Origin of the sequence: Endozoicomonas sp. 8E (genome assembly GCF_032883915.1) — a bacterium.
In the GTDB taxonomy this organism is placed as follows: Bacteria; Pseudomonadota; Gammaproteobacteria; order Pseudomonadales; family Endozoicomonadaceae; genus Endozoicomonas_A.
The window spans coordinates 5,055,520-5,076,759 of record NZ_CP120717.1; the positions used below are offsets into that span (position 1 = coordinate 5,055,520).

17 protein-coding genes are annotated in these 21,240 nt (G+C 47.6%); 10 read left to right on the forward strand and 7 right to left on the reverse strand.

What is annotated here, in order from left to right; genetic code table 11:
- Positions 1 to 111: 111 nt before the first annotated feature.
- The 6 genes from hsdR to P6910_RS17095 all read left to right on the forward strand — a co-directional run bounded on the left by hsdR (position 112) and on the right by P6910_RS17095 (position 8,876).
- Positions 112 to 3,660 (forward strand): type I restriction-modification system endonuclease, encoded by a 3,549-nt coding sequence (gene hsdR / locus P6910_RS17070; protein WP_257275653.1) that lies wholly within the window; start codon positions 112 to 114, stop codon positions 3,658 to 3,660.
- A 105-nt stretch (positions 3,661 to 3,765) separates the two neighbouring features.
- A complete protein-coding gene (locus P6910_RS17075; RefSeq protein WP_317142478.1) occupies positions 3,766 to 5,418 on the forward strand; it encodes an N-6 DNA methylase in 1,653 nt (550 codons plus the stop codon).
- Complete coding sequence (locus P6910_RS17080; protein ID WP_317142479.1) at positions 5,415 to 6,854, forward strand: restriction endonuclease subunit S; 1,440 nt, start codon at positions 5,415 to 5,417, stop codon at positions 6,852 to 6,854. Before P6910_RS17075 ends, P6910_RS17080 begins: the two co-directional genes overlap by 4 nt.
- A gap of 7 nt (positions 6,855 to 6,861) precedes the next feature.
- Positions 6,862 to 7,257 (forward strand): AAA family ATPase, encoded by a 396-nt coding sequence (locus P6910_RS17085; protein WP_317142480.1) that lies wholly within the window; start codon positions 6,862 to 6,864, stop codon positions 7,255 to 7,257.
- 66 nt (positions 7,258 to 7,323) lie between these two features.
- Positions 7,324 to 7,830, forward strand: coding sequence for a hypothetical protein (locus tag P6910_RS17090; protein WP_317142481.1), 507 nt, complete (start codon positions 7,324 to 7,326; stop codon positions 7,828 to 7,830).
- 269 nt (positions 7,831 to 8,099) lie between these two features.
- On the forward strand, positions 8,100 to 8,876 hold the full coding sequence (locus tag P6910_RS17095) for a putative phage abortive infection protein (RefSeq protein ID WP_317142482.1): 777 nt from the start codon (positions 8,100 to 8,102) through the stop codon (positions 8,874 to 8,876).
- An 89-nt stretch (positions 8,877 to 8,965) separates the two neighbouring features.
- On the opposite strand, the gene P6910_RS17100 is transcribed toward P6910_RS17095, so the two are convergent.
- The 4 genes from P6910_RS17100 to P6910_RS17115 form a co-directional block, all read right to left on the reverse strand.
- Complete coding sequence (locus P6910_RS17100; protein ID WP_317142483.1) at positions 8,966 to 9,493, reverse strand: hypothetical protein; 528 nt, start codon at positions 9,491 to 9,493, stop codon at positions 8,966 to 8,968.
- A gap of 54 nt (positions 9,494 to 9,547) precedes the next feature.
- Positions 9,548 to 10,090 (reverse strand): hypothetical protein, encoded by a 543-nt coding sequence (locus P6910_RS17105; RefSeq protein ID WP_317142484.1) that lies wholly within the window; start codon positions 10,088 to 10,090, stop codon positions 9,548 to 9,550.
- A 104-nt stretch (positions 10,091 to 10,194) separates the two neighbouring features.
- Complete coding sequence (locus P6910_RS17110; RefSeq protein WP_317142485.1) at positions 10,195 to 10,419, reverse strand: hypothetical protein; 225 nt, start codon at positions 10,417 to 10,419, stop codon at positions 10,195 to 10,197.
- A gap of 210 nt (positions 10,420 to 10,629) precedes the next feature.
- Positions 10,630 to 11,553, reverse strand: coding sequence for a metallophosphoesterase (locus P6910_RS17115; RefSeq protein WP_317142486.1), 924 nt, complete (start codon positions 11,551 to 11,553; stop codon positions 10,630 to 10,632).
- A gap of 237 nt (positions 11,554 to 11,790) precedes the next feature.
- On the opposite strand from P6910_RS17115, the gene P6910_RS17120 reads away from it, so the two are divergent.
- The 4 genes from P6910_RS17120 (at position 11,791) to P6910_RS17135 (ending at position 16,074) form a co-directional block, all read left to right on the forward strand.
- A complete protein-coding gene (locus P6910_RS17120; RefSeq protein ID WP_317142487.1) occupies positions 11,791 to 12,357 on the forward strand; it encodes a hypothetical protein in 567 nt (188 codons plus the stop codon).
- A gap of 63 nt (positions 12,358 to 12,420) precedes the next feature.
- A complete protein-coding gene (locus P6910_RS17125) occupies positions 12,421 to 13,095 on the forward strand; it encodes a helix-turn-helix transcriptional regulator (RefSeq protein WP_317142488.1) in 675 nt (224 codons plus the stop codon).
- A gap of 260 nt (positions 13,096 to 13,355) precedes the next feature.
- Positions 13,356 to 13,649, forward strand: coding sequence for a helix-turn-helix transcriptional regulator (locus tag P6910_RS17130; protein ID WP_317142489.1), 294 nt, complete (start codon positions 13,356 to 13,358; stop codon positions 13,647 to 13,649).
- A 343-nt stretch (positions 13,650 to 13,992) separates the two neighbouring features.
- Positions 13,993 to 16,074, forward strand: a complete 2,082-nt coding sequence (locus P6910_RS17135) for a DUF5906 domain-containing protein (protein WP_317142490.1) — start codon at positions 13,993 to 13,995, stop codon at positions 16,072 to 16,074.
- A gap of 471 nt (positions 16,075 to 16,545) precedes the next feature.
- On the opposite strand, the gene P6910_RS17140 is transcribed toward P6910_RS17135, so the two are convergent.
- The 3 genes from P6910_RS17140 to cas3u all read right to left on the reverse strand — a co-directional run bounded on the left by P6910_RS17140 (position 16,546) and on the right by cas3u (position 21,240).
- Complete coding sequence (locus P6910_RS17140) at positions 16,546 to 16,848, reverse strand: terminase small subunit (protein ID WP_317142491.1); 303 nt, start codon at positions 16,846 to 16,848, stop codon at positions 16,546 to 16,548.
- Positions 16,849 to 17,482: 634 nt separating this feature from the next.
- Positions 17,483 to 18,172 carry a hypothetical protein gene (locus P6910_RS17145; protein WP_317142492.1) on the reverse strand — a complete coding sequence of 230 codons (690 nt, stop codon included), beginning with the start codon at positions 18,170 to 18,172 and terminating at the stop codon, positions 17,483 to 17,485.
- 224 nt (positions 18,173 to 18,396) lie between these two features.
- Positions 18,397 to 21,240: a type I-U CRISPR-associated helicase/endonuclease Cas3 gene (cas3u, locus tag P6910_RS17150; RefSeq protein ID WP_317142493.1), complete on the reverse strand. Its 2,844-nt coding sequence runs from the start codon at positions 21,238 to 21,240 to the stop codon at positions 18,397 to 18,399.

Genomic DNA, 21,240 nt, shown 5'->3' on the forward strand with positions numbered 1-21,240 from the left:
TCTACGATTCCAATGTCGTAAGATGACACGTTAGAATCATCCCTACCAGTCAGAAACAACGAAAAGACCAATTCGCCTCAATGGGCTGCGGGCAATCAGGAAGACAGTGATATGGCAGCAAAACCAGGTGCTCAACCTTCAAACTTCCAGTTTCTGGCAGAGCATGACTCGCTTTTTCTGGAGCTGGCAACAGCAGCCGAGCGCTCTTTCTCAAGCGATCCCAACACCACTTTGATCAAACTTCGCCAGCTGGGTGAAGCCCTGGCTCAGCATATTGCCTCACTTTGTGGTATCACATCAGAGGAGCCCCTGAGCCAGAATGACCTGCTCTACCGCCTTAACAGGGAGCTTAGTCTCGACCCGAAAGTACGGGAGATGTTTCATATCCTCCGGAAGGAAGGGAACAAAGCAACGCATCAGTTCCAGACCAGTCACCGGGAAGCGATCAGTGGCTTACGGGTGGCCCGTGAGCTGGCAATCTGGTTTCATCGTTCCCTGACAAAAAACGCCCGCTTTAATCCAGGCCCGTTCCTTCCTCCGCCTGATCCCAGTCGACAACTGCGTGAACTGCATGAACAGATTGAGAAGCTGAAAGCTGATCTCAGTGCTGCAAACGTTGAGCTGGAATCCAGCCAGCAATACAAAGAACTGGACCTGAAAGAAAAGGAAGAATACAAGGCTCTTGCCTTTGAGATGGACAAAGAAGCCCGGCAGCTTCAGGAGCAGGTCAAACAACACGACCAGGCTCTGGAAGATTTGCGTAAATCTTACGAAGCAAAACTGGCCGAGGCTGACGCCAGAGTCAAAGCGTTAACTGAGAAGGAACAGGCTGACGAACGGCAAACTATTGCCTTCCAGACAGCCACCGCTGGTCAGCAGGTCAATCTTGATGAAGAAATGACCCGAATCCTCATAGATAACATGCTTACCGAAGCCGGTTGGAAGACTGATACACAGGAACTGACCTGGCAGAAAGGTGCACGGCCCGAACACAATCAGTTCAAGGCCATCGCCGAGTGGCCAACAGTAAAAGAGAATGGCAAAAGAGGTTGGGCTGATTACGTTTTATTCCACGGTTTGATGCCCATTGCCGTGGTGGAAGCCAAACGTGAGAACGTCAATGTCTCCGGTAAAATACCTCAAGCAGAAGACTACAGTCGTGGTTTACAAATCGAACCTCCCCTGAAAGCAGCCTCTGAACTGGCGGGTCGCAGTGAACCCTGGTCCGATGGTATGGGCGGATACTACATTGTGCCATTCGTTTACTCCTGCAATGGTCGCCCCTATGTCCCCCAGATAAAGGAACAATCTGGCATCTGGTTTCGTGATGTTCGTATGCCAAGCAATATCAAACGTGCACTGCCTCAGTTCCACACGCCACAGGGGTTAAAGGATCTTCTGGATCGAAGCCGTGAAGCCGCAGAAAAAGCACTGCAAAATGAAAGCTACGATTACCTGAACCTGCGGGACTACCAGCAAAAGGCAATTGAAGCAGTTGAGAACACCTTGTCGAAAGACATTCGTACCGCACTGCTGGCCATGGCCACCGGAACGGGTAAAACCCGGACAGTTCTTGGCCTTATGTACCGCTTCCTCAAAACAGAGCGTTTCAAGCGCATTCTCTTCCTGGTAGACAGAAACGCCCTTGGCAAGCAGGCTAACGATACCTTTATGGAAGCCAAGCTGGAGCAGAACCAGTCGCTTACCCAGATCTACGACGTGCTGGCGATGAAGAACGTACAGGTTGAACCGGAAACCCGCGTCCAGACCGCCACAGTACAGGCCATGGTGCAGCGAATCTTTGCCTCCGATAATCCGCCATCAATAGATCAGTACGATTGCATCATTATTGACGAAGCACACAGGGGTTATACCCTCGATCAGGAAATGACCGAAGGGGAGATGACCACACGGGATGCAGCCCAGTATCTCTCGAGTTACCGACGAGTGCTGGACTACTTCGATGCTGTCAAAATCGGCCTGACGGCGACCCCGGCAGCCCATACCAAAGATATTTTCGGTTCACCCGTTTACACCTATTCCTACAGGGAGGCTGTTGCCGACGACTGGCTGATTGATTACGAGCCGCCCATTCGCTACATCACCAAACTGGCACAGCAAGGTATTCGCTTTGATGAGAGCGAAACCGTTTCTGTAATCAATACCCGGACGGGCGAAGTGGAACAGGAAAATCTGAAAGATGAGCTGAATTTCGAGATCGAAGCCTTCAACCGGCGGGTCATTAACCAGAGCTTTAACAGGGTAATCTGTGATGAACTGGTAAAAGAGCTGGACCCCCTCGGAGAAGAGAAGACCATGATCTTCTGTGCCACGGACAGGCATGCTGATATGGTCAAAAGGCTACTTGATGAAGCCTTTGAAAGAGAGCTCGGCAGCACCTACAACGAAGCTGCTGTGAAAAAAATCACTGGTGAAAGCAACAATCCGCCAGAGTTGATCAAACAGTTCAAAAATGAGCGCTACCCGAATATCGCTATCACTGTCGATCTGCTCACCACAGGCATTGATGTACCGAAAATCTGTAACCTGGTATTTATGCGTCGGGTGAAGTCCCGTATCCTTTTTGAACAGATGATTGGCCGTGCTACCCGCCGCTGCGATGAGATCGGCAAAACGGTGTTTCGCATTTACGATCCCGTGGATATCTTCGCAGCCTTTGACCGGGAGAACAAAAACGCCAACAGCATGAAGCCGCTGGTGAAGGACCCCAATATCACGATTGAGCAACTGGTTGAAGAACTCACTGATCCCGCCAGACTGGAACAATCACTCAATATCTCCGGCGACACCGAACAGGAAACCCAGGCAGACTCCAATCTCAGTCAGCTCAGCCAAAAGCTGATGCGGGTGTTGCGCAAAGCAGAACATAAATCTGACTACAACCAACCACTTAAAGAGAAGCTGCAACAACTAGAAGAACTCTGGGGCGTAGAACCGAAAAAACTGCACACCCATCTGCATCGGCTGGGCCCAAAAAAGGCAGCAGAATTTATCCACCAACATGCTGGCCTGATCAACCAGATTAATGATGTGAAGGCGTTGACAGGCAGCGACTATCGCCCTGTGATCTCTGAGCATCAGGATGAAGTCCGCGAACGGGTGCAAAGCTATGGCATCCGCCAGCGCCCGGAAGACTACCTGGACAGTTTCAACGACTTTATCAAACACCAGCTGAATGAATCCGCTGCCCTGAGTGTGGTGGTCAACCGACCAAAAGACCTTACCCGTGAACAGCTTAAAGAGGTGAAAATGCTGCTGGACGCTGCCGGTTATAACGAAGCGGGTCTGCAGGCCGCCGTGCGTGAACAGAGCCACCGGGACATTGCGGCCAGCATCATCGGTCATATTCGCCGCGCCGCCCTGGGTGAAGCTTTGATGCCCTTTGAGCAGCGGGTCGCCCTGGCAATGGACCGCATCTACACCAGCCACAAATGGAACACCAACCAGCGCAAATGGCTGGAGCGGCTGGCCAAGCAGCTGGTCTTTGAAGTGGTGGTGGACCAGCAGTTTATCAATGAGCGTTTTGCCCAGCAGGGTGGGGTCAAACAGTTCAACAAAGTGCTGGATGACCAGCTCGATAATGTGTTGGATCTGCTGGGTGAGAGCCTGTGGGAGCCAGCGCAGGCAGCTAATGGTTGACACTTTAAGCAAGCAACAACCACTGCAAACGGGTAAACTTACCCACCACATTTCACAGCTCTCACGCACTGAGAGCTGTTTTGCTTTACCGATAGAGACTGTTAGATGACCAGCGATAATATCGTCCAGAAGCTCTGGAACCTCTGTGATGTCCTGCGGGATGATGGCATTAATTACTCGGACTACGTCACCGAGCTGGTCCTGCTGCTATTTATAAAGATGGTTCATGAGAATACCGAAGCCGGTACGCTGGAACGCCACCCGTTGCCAGAAGGTTGCCGCTGGATCGATCTGAACAATAAATCCGGCATCAATCTGATGAACGACTACCGTCAGATTCTGCTGACCCTCTCCACAGGAAAGCGCACCGTAGCCGATGCCGATGACCCCGGCAAAACCACCGAGATACGGGTTCATCATGATCCATTAATTACTGCCATCTATGCCGATGCCCAGACTCGTCTGCGAGAGCCTCGCCATCTGGAGCAGTTGATTAAATCCCTTGATCGGATCAACTGGTTTGATGCCCAAAAAGACGGTCTCGGTAATCTCTATGAAGGATTGTTACAGAAAAACGCCAATGAAACCAAATCCGGTGCAGGCCAGTACTTTACCCCTCGCCCGCTGATTGACTCTATGGTTCGTTGCATCAAGCCTCAGTCCGGTGAACTGGTTCAGGACCCGGCAGCAGGCACCGCTGGCTTTTTGATTGCCGCTGACCGTTACATCAAGGAACAGACCGACGATCTGTTTGACCTTACGCCAGCCCAACAGCGCTTCCAGAAAAATGATGCCTTTGTCGGTATCGAACTGGTGCCCTCCACCCGTCGACTGGCACTGATGAACTGTCTTTTGCACGGAATGGAAGGGGATGACGAAGGTGTCGTACATCTGGGCAACGCCCTTGGTCAGGTAGGTACGGAAGTTAGCGCGGCGGATATTATTCTTGCCAATCCACCCTTTGGTACCAGCAAGGGCGGCGAAGCTTCCATTACCCGCACCGACCTCACCTACCCGACCAGCAATAAACAACTGGCTTTCCTACAGCATATTTATCGCAACCTAAAACCCGGTGGCCGTGCGGCTGTAGTGTTGCCAGATAACGTGCTGTTTGAAGCAGGCGTGGGTACAGAGATTCGCCGTGATTTGATGAACAAATGCAACCTGCACACCATCCTACGACTACCGACGGGTATTTTTTACGCTCAGGGCGTAAAGACCAATGTGCTGTTCTTTACCAAAGGCAGTACTGCTGATCCACGAGCCACTGAGAACTGCACCGAGAATGTCTGGGTTTACGATCTGCGGACCAATATGCCCAGCTTTGGCAAGCGAACTCCCTTTGGCTCAACACATTTGGCACCGTTTGAAAAGGTTTACGGTGACAATCCCGATGGCAGCAGCCCGCGTACCGAAGGCGATTACAGTTTCAATGCTGATAAGATCGACCAGGTGGCGACAACGGGTGAAAACGATGGGGTTAGCGATAAGCTGGCCCATAGCCGCTGGCGTAGTTTTTCTCGTCAGTGGGTTAGTGAGCATAAATCCGACTCTCTTGATATCAGTTGGCTGAAAGATGCGGATAGTATTGATGCTGCCAATTTGCCGGAACCGGGTGTGCTTGCGGGTGAAGCGATGAGTGAACTGGTGCAGGCATTAGGAGAGTTGGATAGCCTGATGCGGGAGTTGGGTGAAGGTGATGTGGCGGATGGGCAGAAGGCGTTGTTGGCGGAAGTTATGAGTGGTATTAACCAATGAGTTCTTCAATGCTCCCCGATGGTTGGATAGCCTGTGAGTTATCTGATTTAGGTAATGTTGTTACTGGAAAAACACCTAGTACCAAGGTGAAGGATAACTTTGGTGGCAATATTCCATTCATCAAACCTGGTGACTTAGATCATGGCGGCGTCATAAAACAAACTGCGAACACCTTAAGTGAAGCGGGCCTACAGTCTGTTCCAGCAATACCCGCAAACTCTATACCTGTTACTTGTATTGGTAATCTAGGTAAGGTTGGTATCACAACTCAATTATCAGCCACTAACCAGCAAATAAATACCTTAATTCCACATACTGATTTGAGTACGAAATATCTGTATTACCAAGCATGCACCTTAAAGCCGTGGTTGGAATCTGAATCATCTGCGACAACGGTAGCGATCATCAATAAAGGACGTTTTTCAAAAGCTCCTATCAGGCTGGCTCCATTAACCGAACAAAAAATAATCGCCCAAAAACTCGACACCCTGCTGGCACAGGTAGAAAGCACCAAAGCCCGCCTTGAACGCACCCGCGAAACCCTGAAGCGTTTCCGGCAATCGGTACTGGCTGCTGCTGTGAGTGGGAAGTTGACGGAGGAGTGGCGGGGATCTGCATCCTATCTATCAACGCCTTTAGGGTTATCGAAATCCAAGCTATCGCTTGAGGTGCCATGTAAATGGACGATTCAAAAACTCTCTGACGCATGTGAGGTTGTATCTGGCAATGCCTTCAAGAGCAAAGATTTTGTTGATGTAGGGGTTGTACCTGCAATCAAAATATCTAATGTTCAATATGGTGAGTTTTTAGAAAAAAACCAGCAGTATTTACCAGATGACTATTTAGAGAGATATAAGGCATTCTTGGTTGAGTCAGGAAATGTACTAATGGCTTTAACAAGGCCTATAACCAACGATACTCTCAAGGTATGTAGGTACCCTAAAGGCAATCCTGTCGGCTTGCTGAATCAGCGAGTCTGCATGTTTCATTTTCGAAAAGATAGTGAAAAATTCTTTTTAGAAACAGTTTTTCAGTCGGAATACTTTAAAGCTCAGGTTGCAGATAATTTATCTGAAACGCTTCAGCCAAACTTATCACCAAAAAATTTGAAAAATTTCCTGATAGCTATGCCTGATCATGCTGAACAAACCGAAATAGTCCGCCGTGTAGAACACCTCTTCACCCACGCCGACACCATCGAAAAACAAACCGAAGCAGCACTGACAAGGGTAAACAACCTCACCCAATCCATCCTCGCCAAAGCCTTCCGTGGCGAACTCACCGCCCAATGGCGTGCCGAGAACCCGGAACTGATCAGCGGCGAAAACTCCGCCGAGGCACTTCTGGCAAAAATCAAGGCAGAACATGCTACATTGACAACAAAAAAGGGCGGCAAGCCCCGAACCCCAAAAGCTTGGAAAACCGCCGGAGCATAAACTGTCCATGAAGATCGACAAACTCTGTTTAACCCATTTTCGCTGCTTTGAGAAAGCCGAGTTTGAGCTTGGCGAGCGCATGACCCTTATCATTGGCGACAATGCCAAGGGTAAAACGACGATTCTTGATGCACTCTCTGTGGCGATGGGCGGGTTTCTTCTGGGCGTTCCTAATAGTTACGTGGGTGAAACCAAAAAAGCATTTGACCGGAATTTACATGCAGGCGATGTACAGCGTTATTTTTTACGCAACCGCGAAAAAATCACCACGGAATTTCGGGAAAATTGCTCGGTAGAAGCCTACAGAACTGTTGCTAAGCATACCAGCCTCCACTGGCGGCGACTGTTAAAAAAGGCAGAGGGTCACACCAACAACGATCATTGCCGAAAACTCAAGGATTAAGCCAGCCGACTTTACAACACCCAGGCACAGGCTGACGATAACACCCAGTCAGAGAACCTGCCAGTCTTGATTTATTACGGTACGGGGCGACTATGGGCCGGGCAAAAGACCCAAAAGTCAAATCAGCTCAAGAGTGCCAATATCGCCTTTGGTTACTATTATGCGCTGAAACCCGATGCCCAGAATAAAACATTAATGCCCTGGCTGGAGCATGCTGATCGCATCGCTTATCAGGAGCGGACAGAAAGCAGTGGCCTGGCGGCTGTGTTGGACACGATTATCAAGATGATTCCGGGAGCCACCAACAGCTATTACTCACCGAACTATAGTGAACTGGTCGTTGAGTTTGAAGATAAAGTTTTTCCGTACTCTGACCTGAGTGATGGTCAGCACAATATCATTACCCTGGCGGGTGACCTGGCCATGCGATGCGCCCACCTTATGGATTGTACAAATAACCCCGGCCAGGATGCCGACCAATGGAATCGAGGCGTTGAGGATATTGTTACTGAAGTAATGGGGGTTGATAATCCACGCAGTGATCTCTGCCAAAAAATGATGGAGACGGCTTAACGAACTTAATGACGAGCATAATCGGCTGGTTCACGAGTTTAAAGGCAGAATGACTGCATCAATCGTGCTAATAGTCTCAAAGAAGTCAAGATTGACTTTTATATGATGGAGACGGCTTAACGAACTTAATGACGAGCATAATCGGCTGGTTGACGAGTTTAAAGGCAGAATGACTGCATCAATCGTGCTAATAGTCTCAAAGAAGTCAAGATTGACTTTTATAGTTTCCTGAAGTAGGAATACGCTTTGAAAACTAATAGGAAATAAATATGAGTAAAAACAACACCATTCTAATTTCATCAGCACTATTGATCATTTCAGCATGGCTTGGGTCCGGCATCCTATTGTATAAAACCCCAAATCATGCAGAACTTGGTGACATGTTTGGAGTCATTAACTCACTCTTTTCAGGGCTTGGACTTGCGGGTTTAATCTACACACTTTTACTTCAGAGAGAAAGTCTTGAGACCCAGAGAAATGAGCTGAAAAAGCAAGAGTCAGAACTCAAAAATCAAAGTGAGGAATTAGAGAAACAAAGATTCGAGAGTAGTTTTATACAAATACTTCAGATCCATAACAACCTTACCCGTTCTCTGCGAATATTCGATGAAAAAAGTGACAAATTCATCCATGGCGTTGATTGCTTCTCATATCTGTTACAAGAACTATACGCCACGAGTCCTGACTTTACAGGAGTGACCTCTGGAATTTACCCAAGAGATAAAGAATCCTTCCAAGAAGCTTATAATAAACTGAGAAATAAATATGATAATAATTTCAGCCATTACCTCCGTTCAATCTACCACTTACTTAAATTTATAGACAGTTCAAGCATTGATGAAAAAAGCAAGCCTCCATTCTATAAAATGGTCCGGGGACGACTGACCTCAGACGAACTCAGGGTTATTTTTTATAATTGCATCTACCATGAAAAAGATGACTTTAATAACCTGATCGCAAATACCGCACTCTTGAAATATATACCTAACAAAGAGTGGAGTGCCGAGTCAGAAAAGTACAACCTGAAACCAGAGTCCTTTGGCTGAAGATACGCCGAATAAGTCACTCATCGGGTTAAGAGCCACGGGATGAACTCAACCCCATCACCATCGGGCCATAAGCCCGAACCAGTCAATTAAGACCGGCTGGGCATTTTACTCTCAGCCAACTTCCCCAGCCAGTTTTTGGGCGACGTAGTGCTCTCAAGGCAAAACTCAACCTCTGGCTTGCCCCTCATTTGTCCATAGACTTTAGAAAAAGATTGAAGCTCTGATATTGATACTGACTGTTGGCTACCATCAGCGAACAGCAGATTAATGTCTGATCGACCTGCCGCTTTGTAGACAACCGCAGCCTGATGGTTTTCAGCCATTAATTTCTTCAATAGCCCTTTCATATTACCGCTTTCAGAATCATTACCCACCAGCAGAATGGCTTTTTCAACTACTGGTTCATTATGGTCAGATGCCTGCCACTTCCCTTCTATGATCTTTTGTCCGTAGTTCATTTTGCGAATCTCACTGCTCAGTTGACTATGGGCTGCTGCATTTTCTTGGGTACTCCTCCCCTCCCGATAGGCTGAAACAATACCTGCAGCGCCCTCTGACGTGAAATTCGCGACATCCAGAGTTTCACCCTGTTGGTGATTTTTATTCCTGCCCATAACCCTCACCTTATTACTTTTCTAGCAGTTTATAACAATGCTGCAGTCAGATAATCACAATTTTAAGCTGCTGTTGACGGCCTTTGCTAACTTTTCTGAAGCAAACAGTTGATACCCCGTCAGTTCTGGGTGCTTTTGGTCCTCGCGGGGGACAACGTAATACTTGTACGTCTGATATTTTTGCTTTGGTTTTTTAAGCAGGGCCTGTTTCTTGAGAACCGCTGCTTTGTGGGGGAACTGCAGCCTGAGTTCTTTTATCCACTGTTTGGCTTCATTGATCTGTGTTGTAAAACCTTTGGCTAAGGTGGCTTCCGTGAAACGTGCTTCAGTAGGTTGTTGGTCACGGGGGTCAACAACTTGAATGCCTTCTTGGTACTTGGCTGCTTGTGTTTCGCCTGATTCAGTGTCGGTGGTTGACTGGGAAGTTTGGAAGTCTGTGGCGTTGGACTCGGTGGCAGCGGTATTACGTAGATCGCGAGTGCTGTTTACATAATCCTCAAGGCTATCAAGCGCGACAGCGGCGGCTTGCTCGTCTGTTAAACCGTGATATATGACCAGTTCAAAAAATAAATCTATCGCTGAAGCAAAACTACCCATGGCTTCAGCGGGAGGATGTGTAAGAAAGGCATTGAGCGCATTATCAAGGATATTTCCCCCCTGACTTCGATAAAACTCAATTAACTGGTCGGCATCGACTTCCGTTACTCTCGTTTTGACCCTTTGAAAACGTACTCCAATATCTTCTCGCTTTCTGCCAGCTCCCTTTTCATTGATTCCAATTCCTCTTCCTCTGTTAGTGGGTTTTCCTGTAGCTCCTTTTCCCTCTCCGCCATCCTTTTCTTGTTTTCCATCCCTCGGCGAATTAAATCCATGCGCCGTTGGTGTTTCGGGTCCCGCATCGGCGTTGGTGGTGGGTCCTTCTTCATTCTGTATCTCCTTTAATGCGAAGCCGCCTTCGACCTGAACAGGCTCGTACAGTTTACCTGTCCGTTCAGTATAGCTGCGCCCTTGGGCCTGAGCCGCTTGTACTATAGGCCACGGCTTGCCGCTTGGGGTGTAGACCAGTTCAGGGGAATCTGGTTGTTCTTGAGCTGGTTCCTGTAATTCGGGTTGTGATGATTCAACATTGATATCTGCTACTGATCCCGATCAACCCAAACAAAGTGGCGGTTATCCAAAACGGTCTCTCCCTGCCATCGGTAGGCTGCCAGACGGCCTCCTTTCTTCGCAACACTATAATCAACACAGGCCACGTAGTCAGTTAACTTTTGGGGTAAACCAGATAGCCAGTAGTGACCGATAAAGACTGGAACTGAATCATGGTAATGAAAACGTCCAGTCTCAACAGGTACCTCTGGTAAAGACCCCACACCCGGACCAATAGCCACATCAGCGAGGGTTTTAGCCTTTTTATCCCACCAGCGAATACGTGTAGCTATGCGCTCTTTTCCGTCTTTATCTTTAAAGCTGGTACCATCTGGCAGATCAATTTCAACGCCCTTTAACAGGTACTCAATGGCAGTGTAGAGCGAATGTGTTTTATTTGATGCCAATGCATAAGCTTCAGGTAGCAGACAATTTCTGTCATCCAGCCAGGGTTTAGCCAGCTCCAGACTTTCCTGATGCCAGCAAGCATGAACTAGCCGAATATCTCCAAGATCGAGAAATACCGGAAGGGTCTTAAACCACTCAATAACCTCTCTATGCTGTGGTGATCCCAGCGGGAATTCATCCAGAAAAGCCTGATGAGCTTTCTGGTTGCCAGGTTTGCTACGTGACCGAAGGTATTCCCCTTCCTTTGATGGATCTGGAGTGGCATAACAGATCGCATTGAATTCATGATTACCCATCACTGCCAGGGCCGCTTCAGACGCTACCATTGAACGACAGATATCTATTGTCCGCTGCTCCTGAGTACCACGATCGATAAAATCTCCAAGAAATACGGCTTTCCTCTCTGAATGGGTAAATACCCCATCCGTCCTTTTATATCCCATTTTTTGCAACAGGGCTTCAAGCTCTTCGGCCTGTCCATGAATGTCACCGATTATATCGTACATGTTTCTCCCAGAGCGGCTGTTCACTGCTATCAGATAAGTTTTAGCCGGATATACATGTCATTATGATAAATGAAACCCAACACTTCTGATCAGCATTAATTTTATATTCATCAGGATAAGGTAGAGGGCACCTTCTGCATAGCACTCTTCACCCTCAACAATAGCCGGACTGATGGTAAGCAGAAACAGAAGCCGATAAAATCAACCTCCAATAAATAAAAAGAATGGAGGCAAGCCATGATGGAAGGAATTTCATTCAGTTTTCTGCCATTTAACTGGAGTGGCGTATCCGGTGTATCTGATATACTAATGACCCTGCTAACTTTGGTACTACTCTTAAGTCTGCGTCAGGGAGCCCATTCTATTCGTGAAACAGCCCTGAGCAGACATGCCGAACTACTGCGCTGGGCCATGGAAGAGATGGAAAAGGTCAAGCCTGATATCAATACACTTCGATCCATTTACCCTGAACAAAATACACTGGCCAACCAAGGGCAATGGCAACGATCAGCCCAAAAGGTTTCCGTGACTCTCCAGCGTCTCAGTTATATGGCAGAACATAAACTGATTCCTAAAAAGCACTTTCGGGAAATGTGGGGGCCAACTGTTCTGGAATGCTGGTACTTGCTCGAGAACTGGACTACAGACAAAAGAGTGAGCAACGGAGAACCAGCTGAGTTGGTAGAGGGTGCCTATTCTCGCAAAGATTTTGAGTCATACGCCCTCTATTGTAAGCAAGAACTGCCAACTCCTTTAACCAACCGACTGGCGGAAATCTACAAACGCACTAACACAGATAGTTGATAGCCCACTTAACCATGACAGGTTACTATAAGATATGAGACAAATTGAAAGCCGAACTATGTAATGACCAGAGAAAACAAGGAAAAAACAGCTATAAACAGGGTAGTTACAGATACCCACAAGGCTCGCTCGGCAAGGCTCAAGCGTATCTACCAGCAAAAGAAAGCAGAACTGGGTCTTACACAGGAACGTTTGCAAGAACTGGCCGGGTTTAAAAACCAGAGTATTGTTTCCCAATACATGAATGCGAAGGTATCCCTGAATACCGATGCCATTATCCGTTTTTCCCGGGCATTGCAATGTAAACCGGAAGATATCGAACCCGATATTGACTTGTATTACGATGAAGCCGAAAAAGCATCTGCTTACAAAGAGCTGCGCTTCTCTCAGGATGGACAAAAGATAGGACTACCTGTGATTGGCACTGTGTCTGGACAATTAGCGACGAAAACGATTGTGAGCGTCGAGGGCTGCACTCATCAATCAGTCGCTATCGAACTGGATGCACCTACAGAAGCATGGCCAGAATCCCGAGGCTACGCAATTGTGGACCCGGCTGAAACCATTGTTGGTGCTGAAAAAATTGCAGTGATGTTTCGTATGCGCTCCGGTTATCACCTATTTAATCTTGTTAGCCTACACGACGATCACCTTGTTGTTCGCTCTGGAAGCAGTCAGATTGAACTTATAAAAAACCAGCTTAGCTTTCTCGGAAAAGTCCTTAAAATAGTGAAATAAAAGCGTTGAAATAACATTACTTCACAATAAATGCTGGAACGACTTGAACCGATATAAGCATTACTGATATTATTCAATAGAGCATTGCATATTAGTGCTTTGCTTCAGCAGGTAATTAACTATCAATGTAACCCTAATTACTGAGGGTTTATTGGTGTTATTAAAGATGGATGATTTCGCATGCAATTATAAGCAATGCTTATTTTTGGATGCAATACAGACTGAAAAAGATAAAAAGCCCAAGGGGCAAGGAGCTCATTTTGAGCAAAAAAAGTAAGACTGACTCCAACGATAACAAACCAGAAAGCGTGGCTATGCCTGCAACCTTATCCGAGAAGGTTGATCCCTGGATCCCCGGCCATGTGGTCGACCGTATCACCAACAATGGTCGAGCTACCCGTTATCGAAGAATGCAAGACCCAGAAAGTGGCTTCCCGAAAGGGATAAAACTATCCCCCAGAAAAAGAGTATGGAGGCTGTCGTCCATTCTAGCATGGATGGAAGCCCAAGAATTGAAAGCAGCGAATGATGCAGCCTATGGGGAGAGCAAATAATGGATATTGTAGTGACTGGCACCGAATTTCAACACAACGTCCAAAATCTGAGTGTATATTTTTTGATGAACTACCATCCTTTGTGGGTACCTGAAGGCCATGAGACCGGGTTAAACAGTGTTTTTTTTCGATGTGATCTTAACACGTTCGCCAATGAGCCTGACGGGGGCCCTCATATAGAGACGATCTTCATCGAAGGGACAAAAGAGTCCATTAGTCTTGGGGCTAATGTTGTTCTTACGCCTAAATTACTAGACCACGCTTTATGTGATTTATTTGATAATCATTGGACTGAGCACGACGTTGCAAGCTCCCCCGTTATTCTGCGACATGGAGGTGCTAAATGAGAACTGGCATAGCCCACGCAAATCTGGATATGGCAGAAGCGTTTTTGAACCACCTGGCAGGTCGGGAGGCCTGCCACCAGTTCAGAGTCATCCACAAAAATGGCAGCGCCCAAAATATCTGCGGTACCTTTGCTGAAAGCAAAGACCGGTTGATGCGGGCAAACCAACAGTGTGCAGGCATTTTTGTTGTGGTCAATGAGACTGATGGCAAAGGCGGTAAGGATGCCAATGTGGTTGGCGTGAACGCTGTGTTTCTTGATCTTGACGGTGCGCCTCTGGCGCCCGTTAAGAAAGAAGGAGTGTTACCACCACATATGATCACAGGAACCAGCCCTGACAAGTACCATGTTTACTGGAAAGTGGAGAATTTCCCAGTCGATCAATTTAAACCAGTGCAGAAAGCCATTGCCAGACGTTTTGATGGAGATTCTTCAGTCTGTAACCTTAGTCGTGTAATGCGAGTTCCGGGCTTCCTCCACCATAAAGGTGACCCGTTTCTGAGCAGTGTGTTAGAGGCATACGACCACAAGGCTTACACATTGGATAAGGTCATCGAGGGGTTAGGACTTAGCATCAATGAAGTCAACCAATATAAGCCTTCCAGCCAGGTGTTGGTTGATCTCAATGTGTCATTGGGCGACGGCGAAAGAACAGCAGCATTGACCAGCCTTATTGGTTCCTGGATACGGCAGGGATTCGACAACCAGCGGATATTGGCAGGGCTTCGGTTATGGAACAGTCAAAACAGTCCACCTTTATCTGATGAAAAACTGGTAAAGACGCTGAAGAGTATTCGTTCATCGGATGATGAAAAAATAGCGGCAAATGACCCGATTCTGTACGAGTACAATACCCGCTATTCTGTTGTTCGCGTCGGCGGCAAGACAGTGGTATTAGATCGTGGGGCGTCGGGCATTGAGGTCGCTTGCATGAGCTTTGAGGACTTCAACAAAGCCCAAATGAACCGGTTTACCAGAGATGGCAAAAGTGCCTCTCAATATTGGCTGAAACACCCTAAACGAAGTCAATATGAGCAGGTTGTTTTTGCCCCAGGAAAAGCGGCCAACGACGATGTATTCAATCTATGGCAGGGCTTGAGCTGTGAACCCGTTGAAGGTGATTGCAACCTTTACCTGAACCATATACGCGACAATATATGTAACGGTGATGAGCAGATATACGATTACATCCTTGACTGGATGGCTCACCTTGTCCAAAACCCTGAGATACTGATTGGCATAGCCATTGTTCTCAGGGGCAGGCAAGGCACCGGTAAAGGCGTATTTGCCTCTTGGTTTGGCAAGCTGTTTGGCAGACACTACAAGCAGATTACCTCTACTGAGCAAATACTGGGTAGGTTCAACGCTATTCTTGCGGATAGTATCCTGGTATTTCTGGATGAGGTTTACTGGCCCGGTAAAAAAGAGTTGCAAGGCTCTTTGAAAACCCTGATTACCGAAAAGCGCCGGATAGTTGAGTTCAAGAATAAAGATGCGACCCCCATGGATAACTACAACCGGGTGATCATGGCCACCAATAATGACTGGGCAGTGCCTGCTGGCGCAGAAGAGCGACGGTTTCTGGTACTTGATGTCGGTAACCAGCACCAGCAGGACGCCGCTTATTTTGAAGCCATTTCAGAGCAGATGAATAACGGTGGCCTTGAAGCCCTGCACCATCTGCTGGTAACCCGGGATATCTCTTCAAAGAACCTCCGGGATGTCCCTAAAACCGATGCATTGCTCGCCCAGAAAGAGCAAAGTATGGAGCCTGCTGAAAGTTGGTGGTATACCTGCCTCCATGATGGACAGCTTTACCCTCATAATCGGGAATGGCCAGAACATACCGATAAAAAACAGCTCTACGAGGCTTTTAAAAACTCAGCAGGGTCTAAAGCTGAATATACCGCGAATAATGCCTTCTACCGTAAGTTGAAAGAGATGTCACCAAACATCAATACAAACTGCAAAATACGGGAGAAGGGTAAACAGTTCAGGGTCGTCAGACTTTCAGACTTAAAAACCAGCCGTGCTGATTTTGAAGCTTTTCTCAAGCAGCCTGTGAAGTGGGGGGAGTAGGTTCGACCTACTCGCTCATCTATCAACCTATTCAAAGCCTGCCAGGTGATCCGGGTTTCCGTGTTAGGCAGGTTTTTTTTGCTTTGCCCTTGGCTCCGACTGTCGGAGGAAAAAAGTAGTTTTTATCGGTATATTTATTTTTAATATTTTATAGGTAAAAACATGGATACCTGTCCCAGACCATAATTTTCAATACCTCCGGATGTGGCAGGTTTCAAAATCAATCTTGAAAGCCTGTCCCAAAATTCCGGAAATTTTTTTCAGTTTCCATTTCTGGGAAAATCGCAAAAATCCGACTTCCATCTGAACCACAGGGTTTAGGATTCCGAGATAAAAAGGCACCCATCCCCCTTTCATAGGCCCCCTCTTCTTAAACGGCTATGGCAGGAATTAAACTTTCTCCCGGGACTCCTGGTAAAGGGCAGACAGTATTAGTTGGTGGGGTTCGGGGAAAATGACAAAGGTCAGAGATCAAAGCCCATAGAGATCTGCCAGTTGCCGAATAGCTTTTAACCTGTCGGTAACGGTATCGGCCACATGGTATGTTTCCATCAGCATCAGTGCCAGTTTGTCCCGGGTCATATCATGACGTTTCTGAAGCCTTTCCCGCTGCCTGCGTATCCCCTCCTTCACTGCTGGATGCACTAACAGCTTGGCCGCTGTTGAGTGGGGGTTGGTAGTACGATAACCTGCCTTCTTTACAGCCTCAGCCACCGAAGAAGGGTTATTGATATATTCCTCGACAAATGTCCTTTGTCGTGCGTTGAGTGCCATCTGTCATCCATCCCTGAACTAGAAAAACCTCTACTTATATTTTACCAGATTCAATGACATCAGCCCTCAGTACAACAACGAGGCCGGGCCCGAGAGCCCGGGAAAGGTCTGTAATGACCCTGAGGTTAAGCAAAACAAACAGCTTCAACAAGGCTGGACTTTGAGAGCCCAGAAAACCCATCGTTCTATGACTCTGCCACGCGATGGAGTGAAGTTCAACGAGGCTGGGCTTCAAAAGCCCAGAAAACCCCAACGTATTAACACTCTCGCGTATGTCTTTGAGCAGCTTCAACGTGGCTGGACTTCGAGAGCCCAGAAAACCACTCCTTTTTAATGCGTTTTGCCGGTACTGGCATGCTTCAATGAGGCTGGACTTCGAGAGTCCAGAAAACCTTGATCTTATGGCCATCCAGGAACAGGAATCGTTTGCTTCAACGAGGCTCGACTTCGAGAGCCCAGAAAACCTGCCACCTTTGAACAGCACAGCTACCAAAGACTCTACAGGCTATTTTCGCTAACCTAAAGAAATAAACATCCAAGCCCCATACAGGCATAGGCCAAACAAAATAAATCCATTGTTAAAGGACAAGTTACCCGATCGCTAACCCACCGTGGTTTATTTGAGCACACAGGGTTAGCGCAAATGCCCCATCACTGAAGGTTTAAATACACTAAACCCTTTATCACCAAGCGGCATCCGACGACTACTGTATAACTCATATAGACCAGCCACTGGCACATCGGCGCCTCTCATCTCTTTGCCCATATGACTGTTCAGTGTTTTCACCGCAATCAAACTAATGGGCTCAAACCACAGGGACCAATGGAAAAACTGCTTTCTTCCATATCCAGTAAAGGCAGAAGTTCTCAGTTTTCTGCCTGTTGCCATACACGGAAACAGGGGTAACGCTTCAAAGGCCAACCAAACTGCCAGCATAACCCCTTTTGCTTTGGATTTGCTGGGCGCCTCCTGCTGATAAGCGTGGGTTCTTTCACCTGCAGGGTTCCACCCCATTGAGTGTACTTTATCCCGGTATGCCCAAGGTTCGAAGAGAGCCTCATTCATTTTTTCTGCGATACTTTCTTCCTGCCCTAAGGTTTGAACTAACTCACGGACCATTAGAAGAAAGCGCTGCTGTCCAGCCGTCATATGAAACGGTGTCGTCTTAATCGCATTCTTTACCGACTGGGTAATCTGGTCACTGCCAAAAGCAGGCATAAATTCAATCAGATCATCGCCATATGGGCTATCTGACGTATCCGACAAACACTCTAAAACCCACCTTTGATACTCTTCAGGAGGCAACTTGATATCGTCACCCAACGTCAGGACTCGAGAGTTCAGGCGATACTCGAGAGCCCTCATCAAAATGGTTACCAGCGGTTCAGACCCATCAGGCATATACAGCTCAGCAGTTCTGAACACCTTATCCCAAGAAAGTTTTGGCAAGCTCTCAGGCATCATTCGCGTTGTCACTCTCAATAAACCACAGGCTGCCATTACCCCCATGGGGGAGCGCCCATCCAGTCCAGGCAACGAAAGTTTGCTCATTCTTCTGCCTCCTTCCAGGAATGCGCCCAGTCTCCTAAACGAACAATGGCTTCAAGATAAGCCAGCGTCCACCAGTCGAATCGATGCACCTGGAACCAGAAGTTATCTATCCAGCCGCTACTGATATTTTGTAAATTATGCTGTGAGCTAATCAAGAACGATTCCTCAAACAGATCCAGCGGATAGCTGTCATCAAAATCATCTTGAATAACAGGAGGCAGTGGTCGACATCGCCCATGGTGGGTCCCAACCAAATACTCCACTAACCCTCTGTCTACTAGCGCAATATGCTGATTGCGTTGCAGAACGGCCACCGATAGTATTTCATGGCGGAATCCTTTTGGCAGAGCTGATCGCTCATGGGCTTTTTGCAAAGCCTCTCGGTCACTGGGGTTGGTGCCTGATTTTGCCAGCACTTCACCTTGCGCTGCAGCTAAGCTATCGCCGCCATGCAAAAGCGTTTGGAACCTGCGGTCAGCCTTACCAATATCATGATACTTACCCGCCTGTGCTACAGTCTCCGCAAGCCGATCCGGAAGACCACACTTCTCAGCCAGTCGCTGTATTTCACGTTCAACACCGAGCAGGTGATCCTCAAGGGCAATGGGTCGGGTATGGGAAGTCTTATCCCAAGTATCCGAAACCAGCAGTTCTCTACCTAATGTTAAAATAACACCGTCACCGGATGGATGAAGGTGAATCTGGAAGGGTTGATTGAGGAAATATTTCAAAGGCAAGCTTTCAGCGATGACCGGGTCCACCGTTTGTGATAAATCTTCCAGAATAGCATCAACATCATCCCGCAGTGACTCTGCACCACACTCTCCTTTTATGGCAACACAGAGCTGAGACAGCTGGGTAGATAGCTCCTCTGATATTTCTAGCCACTGGCTTAGCACATTCGGCTGTAATCGTAATGACAGCTGTCCTTTCTTCTGTTCTTTGAAACGCTCAAGTTGTATTTGTTCTGCCAGGTCCTTAACTGAAACATGCTTATTTTTTTTCCCTTCTGGTAACCAGCCAAACTCATCAGAACCTCCACGCCCAGAAGGAATGACCAGTGTATCACCTGGTCTTATCTGTTCAGCGGTGACCCAGCGACATCCACCCTCTTCGTATTTTATGACAGAAGATTTCGAGTGATGGAGCTGCGTTGAGTCTTGTGCAACCTCTTCACAATCAACATCGCCAAAGGATTGATAGGTGTCACCTGTCAACCAACTGCGAGCGGCACCCGCTGGAACAGCTAATGACTCCCTCCCCGTAGGGGGAAGCCATGAAAGTAGTACATCGACGTCTTTCAGGTCATCACCTGCAGACGGAGGTAAATCGGCTCTCCAGATAAGATAAACATCACGACTTGGCTTCTGAACACCCCTTAAGTAAGGCTCAATATCAGGCTCGGGCTCAGGACGGGGCGCAGTTTGCACCCAGAGATCAACCAGGGCAGGCATCAAAACGGGTGCATGGTTTATGGGTGCCGTGGGTGGTGGATTAGCCGGATCACTTTTCAACCCAGCAAGCGCCTCGTTACCCATATTGACAGATGCACTGGCGCCTTTTCCGGAAGCTATTTTTTTTAACCATTTAAAAGTGTCGCCGCTAGCCTGCTGATAAACAGGGTCAAGCCTGCCCTTGGGGTATTTTCTCAGGATAATCATCGCCTCGGTATCTATCAGCTTGCCCAGGCGATCCAGACGACCAAAACGTTGCTGCAATGCCTCAAGAGAGGCACACTCGGTAACAAGAGCATCGAAGCTAATATCCGCTCCGACTTCCACAGTCTGGGTGGCAATCACATACAATGGTTTCTCACGATGCTTCCGCAATGTATCGCCCGCTTTTAGCTGCCCTCCTATTTTCTCAAGCAAGCGATCTCTGTCGTAGGGACGAATACGCCCAGTCAACAGAACTACATCCTTTGTTTTATTAAGTTCTTCAAAAATCGCTCTGGCACTGTCCACACGATTAACAATAACTCCGATGATTTTATGTCGCTTTTTTTTCGCCAACAGTTTTGCCTGTTGTATTGCAACACGATTAAAATCTTCATAATCGGCAGAAATCAAACGAGCCACTTTGTTATTTGTCAGACGTTCAGATAAAACCGGATGGGAGAAATCTTCATCATCCAGCAGAAACTCAGCCTGAGTTCCTAATGTGGCGGACATGACGGTAAAATTGAAAGGCACCCGGATAGTTTTTTGCTGTTTTCGGAGTTTTGGGATAATTTCCAGTGTATCGACAAATGGCTGAATCAGGTGCGCCTCATCAATTATGAATGTGCTGTCGTTGGCCACCAGTCCGGCATGTATTGGCCACTGCCAAGGTGAAACTCCATAGCCCCTGAACAATAACCGGGAACCAACCTGATCGAGAGTCGTCAAACAAATTACTGGCTGGCAGGGTGATTCTACCCATCTGTTGTCGATAAACATCCCTCCCCTCATAACAGCAGTCATCAGAGGAGACTCACCACCATATTTCAAAAGTTTATCTGCCACACTTTTAACTGCCGGTTTTGACCGCTGTTCAATCAAGACTCTCACCAGCTGTTCCGCATGGGTATGAGCATCGTCGACCACCAGCCTTCTATCTACTACAAAGAAGATCCTTCTGCCTACAGTTCTACGTTCAGGAGGCAGTAGAGCCTGCTCTGCCAAGACAAATACAGCCAAATCAAGCGTTGATGTTTTTCCAGATGCTGTGGGCAGATTTATGCTTGCTGGAAGACCATTCTCCAACCAGTGCTGCAACAGCCTTATTTGCCACGGGAAGGGGCTTTTTTCCTGACCATGTACCGCTTGATAAAACTGTGTAAACCGCTCTTTTATATCCAT

Coding starts and splice junctions, on each gene's coding strand:
- hsdR (WP_257275653.1), top strand. CDS start 112: ATGGCAGCAAAACCAGGTGCTCAACCTTCAAACTTCCAGTTTCTGGCA.
- P6910_RS17075 (WP_317142478.1), top strand. CDS start 3,766: ATGACCAGCGATAATATCGTCCAGAAGCTCTGGAACCTCTGTGATGTC.
- P6910_RS17080 (WP_317142479.1), top strand. CDS start 5,415: ATGAGTTCTTCAATGCTCCCCGATGGTTGGATAGCCTGTGAGTTATCT.
- P6910_RS17085 (WP_317142480.1), top strand. CDS start 6,862: ATGAAGATCGACAAACTCTGTTTAACCCATTTTCGCTGCTTTGAGAAA.
- P6910_RS17095 (WP_317142482.1), top strand. CDS start 8,100: ATGAGTAAAAACAACACCATTCTAATTTCATCAGCACTATTGATCATT.
- P6910_RS17100 (WP_317142483.1), bottom strand. CDS start 9,493: ATGGGCAGGAATAAAAATCACCAACAGGGTGAAACTCTGGATGTCGCG.
- P6910_RS17105 (WP_317142484.1), bottom strand. CDS start 10,090: ATGGGTAGTTTTGCTTCAGCGATAGATTTATTTTTTGAACTGGTCATA.
- P6910_RS17110 (WP_317142485.1), bottom strand. CDS start 10,419: ATGAAGAAGGACCCACCACCAACGCCGATGCGGGACCCGAAACACCAA.
- P6910_RS17115 (WP_317142486.1), bottom strand. CDS start 11,553: ATGTACGATATAATCGGTGACATTCATGGACAGGCCGAAGAGCTTGAA.
- P6910_RS17120 (WP_317142487.1), top strand. CDS start 11,791: ATGATGGAAGGAATTTCATTCAGTTTTCTGCCATTTAACTGGAGTGGC.
- P6910_RS17125 (WP_317142488.1), top strand. CDS start 12,421: ATGACCAGAGAAAACAAGGAAAAAACAGCTATAAACAGGGTAGTTACA.
- P6910_RS17135 (WP_317142490.1), top strand. CDS start 13,993: ATGAGAACTGGCATAGCCCACGCAAATCTGGATATGGCAGAAGCGTTT.
- P6910_RS17140 (WP_317142491.1), bottom strand. CDS start 16,848: ATGGCACTCAACGCACGACAAAGGACATTTGTCGAGGAATATATCAAT.
- cas3u (WP_317142493.1), bottom strand. CDS start 21,240: ATGGATATAAAAGAGCGGTTTACACAGTTTTATCAAGCGGTACATGGT.